Origin of the sequence: Micromonospora sp. NPDC047753 (assembly GCF_040642735.1) — a bacterium.
In the GTDB taxonomy this organism is placed as follows: Bacteria; Actinomycetota; Actinomycetes; order Mycobacteriales; family Micromonosporaceae; genus Micromonospora.
The window spans coordinates 1-4,346 of the sequence record NZ_JBEYSL010000537.1; the positions used below are offsets into that span (position 1 = coordinate 1).

At 73.3% G+C, this 4,346-nt stretch carries 4 protein-coding genes and 2 pseudogenes; 2 read left to right on the forward strand and 4 right to left on the reverse strand.

The window, feature by feature from the left end; genetic code table 11:
- Together ABZ749_RS30325 and pseI are read left to right on the forward strand one after the other, a co-directional pair.
- Positions 1-249, forward strand: a pseudogene (locus ABZ749_RS30325) (hypothetical protein); the annotation flags it as partial.
- Between the two features lie 133 nt (positions 250-382).
- A complete protein-coding gene (gene pseI, locus ABZ749_RS30330; protein WP_357233773.1) occupies positions 383-1,435 on the forward strand; it encodes a pseudaminic acid synthase in 1,053 nt (350 codons plus the stop codon).
- Between the two features lie 164 nt (positions 1,436-1,599).
- Here pseI and ABZ749_RS30335 read toward each other — a convergent pair whose 3' ends face one another.
- From ABZ749_RS30335 to ABZ749_RS30350, 4 genes and pseudogenes are all read right to left on the reverse strand, one after another.
- Entirely contained in the window at positions 1,600-2,127 is a 528-nt protein-coding gene (locus ABZ749_RS30335; RefSeq protein ID WP_357233775.1) for a hypothetical protein, read from the reverse strand.
- Positions 2,111-2,866 carry an SDR family NAD(P)-dependent oxidoreductase gene (locus tag ABZ749_RS30340; RefSeq protein WP_357233777.1) on the reverse strand — a complete coding sequence of 252 codons (756 nt, stop codon included), beginning with the start codon at positions 2,864-2,866 and terminating at the stop codon, positions 2,111-2,113. The genes ABZ749_RS30335 and ABZ749_RS30340 overlap by 17 nt, the downstream gene beginning before the upstream one ends.
- A complete protein-coding gene (locus ABZ749_RS30345; RefSeq protein ID WP_357233779.1) occupies positions 2,859-4,121 on the reverse strand; it encodes an AMP-binding protein in 1,263 nt (420 codons plus the stop codon). The genes ABZ749_RS30340 and ABZ749_RS30345 overlap by 8 nt, the downstream gene beginning before the upstream one ends.
- Positions 4,118-4,346: pseudogene (locus tag ABZ749_RS30350) on the reverse strand (hypothetical protein); the annotation flags it as partial. The pseudogene ABZ749_RS30350 and the gene ABZ749_RS30345, both read right to left, overlap by 4 nt.

Here is a 4,346-nt window from a genome sequence, read left to right on the forward strand (position 1 = left end):
CTGCCATCGGGCGTGACCGGGCTCAAGCACCGCCTCGTCGGGCGGGGTGACTGGGTGGCGTACTCGGCGCTGCGCCAGGCCCACCGGGTCGCTGGTCGCCTGCGTCGATCCGGCCCAGTGGGCGGCGCCGGGGGCGGTTCGCTCGCCGCCGACGAGGACCCGGGGCGAGGGGCGAGCGCGGGGTCGACGCGCGACGGTGGGCTCGCGCCGGAGCGGCGCGACGCGCTGGCCGGCGGACGGCTGCCGTGATCGCCCCCACCGCTGAGCACGCCGGGAGCCGGGGTTGCTCCCGGCGTGCTGATTTTCCAGGTCGTCCGCCCGCCGGGTGGACGACGACAGCACCACCGCACCCCGGTGCGGGCGTACCTGAGCAGAGGTCGGAATGACAGCGACAATCAAGATTGGACCGCACGCGGTCGGCGCCGGGGAGCGACCGTTCGTGGTCGCCGAGATGTCCGGCAACCACAACGGCGATCTGAACCGGGCGCTGGCCATCGTCGACGCGGTGGCAGCGAGCGGGGCGCACGCGCTCAAGCTCCAGACGTACCGGCCGGACACCATCACCATCGACGTCGACACCCCGGCCTTTCGAATCTCCAGCGGGCACGAGCTGTGGGGCGGGGAGAACCTGTACCGCCTCTACGAACGCGCGCACACGCCGTACGAGTGGCACGCCCCGATCTTCGAACGGGCCCGCGAGCGTGGCCTGACCGTCTTCTCGTCGCCGTTCGACGCGACCGCCGTGGAGCTGTTGGAGTCGCTGGACGCGCCCGCGTACAAGATCGCGTCGTCGGAGCTTGTCGACCTGCCGCTGATCCGGCTGGTGGCCAGCACCGGCAAACCGATGGTGATCTCCACCGGAATGGCGACGGTCGCCGAGATCGACGCCGCCGTGCGCACCGCCCGAGCCGGCGGCGCGGCGGGCATCGTCCTGCTGGCCTGCACCGCGTCCTACCCGGCCCCGCCGGCCGACAGCAACCTGCGCCGGCTGCCGGTGCTGGCCGGCGCGTTCGACGTGCCGGTCGGGCTCTCCGACCACACCCCCGGCATCGGAGTGGCGGTCGCCTCGGTGGCGCTCGGTGCCTGCTTCATCGAGAAGCACGTGACGCTGGACCGCGCCGACGGCGGTGTGGACTCGGACTTCTCCCTGAACCCCGCGGAGCTCACGGCCCTGGTCGCCGAGTCCGGCCGCGCGTTCGAGGCGCTGGGTGGCACCGCGATCGGACCGACCCCCGCGGAGCGGGAGGGGCTCCGGTTCCGCCGGTCGCTCTTCGTGGTCGAGGACGTCCGGGCCGGCGATCCGGTTACCGCGCACAACGTCCGCTCGATCCGGCCGGCCGGTGGGCTGGCCCCCGTGGAGATCGACCGGGTCCTGGGCCGCACCTTCACCACCGACGTCCCCCGCGGCACCCCCCTGAGCTGGAACCAGATCTGACCCCCAACCCCACCCCACCTGGCCCGTACGCGGCCCGGCCCGGCCCGCCCGCGTCGATCATGGACTTGTGGTGGTCGTTAAGACCCCCGGTGCCTGCTTTGTGAGGCACCACAACTCCATGATCGACGGGGTGGGTGGGGTGGGGTGCGCGGGGTGGGTTGGGTTTAGTGGGGTGGGCTGTTGGGGGCGGCAGCTCGGCCGTTGGCGGTGAAGCCGACGGTGACCACCAGGTCGGCCAGCCGGAGGGTCCGCCAGACCGCCGAGCCGTCGGCCGGCGCACCCAGTCCGTGACGCCGCCACCAGGCCGCCACCGGCACGTCGGCCAGCTTGCAGCAGCACTCGGCGCGGGTCCACCGGGCCCAGAAGTCGCCGGCGCCGAACCGGCGGGCCAGCGCCGGCGGCACCGGGGCGTCGGTGCGCTCCGCGTCGATGGCCACCCGCCAGTCGGGCGTCGGCGGGCCGTACCAGCCGACGCAACGGCCGTCGTCGAGGTGGCTTCGGGTCACCGCGTCGGCCAGGTCGGCGGGGGCGCCGATGCGCAGATGCTGCTCGGCGGCGGCGAGCAGCCCCGGCACCGGACGCGGCGCGGCCCCGCCGCCCGTCCCCGACGACAGGGCCGGCCCGGTGCGGCCGATCCGCCGCCCCGGTTGCACAGGCAGGGGAACCGAGCGCAGGTCAGATGGCGGCGGCACCGTCCACCACGATGACCTGGCCGTTGATGTTGGTGTGTTCCCGGAGCAGCATCCGCACGACCGGGGTGACCTCCACCGGCTCGGTCAGGTGACCGGTCGGGGTGCGGCGCACGATCTGGTCGAGCTGGGTCGGACCGAGCACGGCGGACATCTCCGAGGCGAAGAACCCGGGCGCGACCGAGTTGACCAGCATCCGGCCGCCCAGTTCGCGGGCGAGCGAGCGGGTGGCGGCGTCCATGCCGCCCTTGGTGGCCGAGTACGCGACGAGACCCGGGAAACCGCGCTGCCCGCAGATCGAGGTGATGTTGACGATTCGCCCGCGCAACCCCTTGGCGAGCATCCGGCGGATCACCAGTCGGGTCAGCTGCAGTGGGGCCGTCAGGTTGGTCTCGATGATCCGGGCGATGTCGTCGGTGGCGGTGTGCGCGTGCAGCGAGTCCTGCCCCATGGCGGCGTTGTTGACGATGCCGTCGATCGGCCCGAGGTGCTGCTCCACTTCGCGGACGAAGCTCTGCGCGGCGCGCAGGTCGGTGACGTCCACCGAACCCACGTGCACCCGGTCGGGATGCTCGGCGGCGAGCTTCTCCAACTCCGGGGTGATGGTGCGGGCGAACGCGGCCACGCGTACGCCCGCGTCGAGCAGGTCGGTGACGATGGCCAGTCCCAGGCCACGGGACCCGCCGGAGACGAGGACCACGGAGCTGGGCGGGACGAACTGGTTGTCGGCTGGCTCAGACATCGCTCTTCAGGGTCTCCTTGACGGGAATGTCGGTCAGGACGCGAATGCGGCGCGGCACCGCGTGCTCGGGGAGCCGGTCGGCGCACCAGCGGACCAGCGCAGCCTCGTCGGTGTCCACAGAGGACGGGTCGAGGACCACCTCGGCGACCACCATCCGCCCGAGCACCGGGGCGCGGCGGCCGGTCACCCGGGCCCAGGCCACCGCCGGATGAGCGGCGAGCACACCGCGGACCACACCGGCGGAGACCTTGCTACCACCGACGTTGATCTCGTCGGAGTCGAGTCGGCCGGTGATCAGCACCCGGCCGTCGAGCACCTGCACGCGGTCCCCGGTGCGGATCGGGCCGGCGAGACCAGCCCCGTGGTACGGGGAGGTGACCACCAGTTCGTCAACGTCAACGGAGAGCGTCGGCCGGCCCGGGACTTCCCGGCCCAGCCAGTCGACCGGGAACCCGGCCCGCCCGTCGTGCACCACAATGGATGCCCCCACCTCGGAGGACGCGTAGATCCAGGACATCCGGGCCGTCGGGAATACCTCCCGCAGCTGGTCCAGGATCGCCTGGTCCACCGGTTCCCCGCCGAGGGTGATCTGGCGCAGCGGCACCCGGGCGAGGGCCTCGGCGTCGCGGTAGAGGGTGCGCCGCCAGAAGGTCGGGGTGCCGGAGGCCGCGTCCACCCCGTGGGTGGCCGCGACAGTGGGCCAGTCGTCCAACTCGTCGGGCTCGACCACCACCAGGTGCTGGCCGGGCTGGGTCAGCGACAGGGTGACGACCTGCCACCAGGCGTACGTGCCCGGGGCGTACGGGCAGAGCCAGGTCCGGTCGGGCTGGTCGGCACGCACTGTGGTCAGCGTGTCGAGGGTGTGCCCGACCCGCTTCGGACGCCCGGTGGAGCCCGAGGTGAGCAGCCAGAGTCGGCCCGGCTCGGCGGCTCGCGGGCGGGCCGGTGCGCTCGGGTGCACGCCGTCGTCGTCGAGGACGCCGACGGTGAACCCGGCTTCCAGCAGCTCGGTGCGCATCACCGCGTCGACCCGACTCGCGGTGCTGAGCAGCAACTCGGTGCCGTGCACGGCGTGCTGCCGCGCCGCGGTGAGCGCGTGCACGGCCGAGCGGGCGAGCACCGCCGCCGGGTCGGGCAGTGTGAGCGTCGGCAGCGAACGCCAGGCCAGCGTGGCGCCACCGACGACGAGCCGGTTGTCGACACCGGCTGGCTCCGGGCTGGCGGGGGTCGGGTGGCGCGACGTCGCGACGGTCACTGGTGTTGGAGCTCGACGAGGAAGTCGAGGACATCCCCGACGGTGGCGATGCGACGCAGCCCGGGGGCGTCGAAGTTGAGCTCCTCCCCCGTCTCGTCCTCCACCCGCAGGGCCAGCTCGGAGAAGTCGAGCAGGACGGGTGCGATGGACTCGGACGGGAGCGCCGGTGGTGGCTGCGTGGTCCGGCCCGGGCTGGCGATGGCGAAGGCCGTGCTCCCCAGGGAG

Coding starts and splice junctions, on each gene's coding strand:
- pseI (WP_357233773.1), top strand. CDS start 383: ATGACAGCGACAATCAAGATTGGACCGCACGCGGTCGGCGCCGGGGAG.
- ABZ749_RS30340 (WP_357233777.1), bottom strand. CDS start 2,866: ATGTCTGAGCCAGCCGACAACCAGTTCGTCCCGCCCAGCTCCGTGGTC.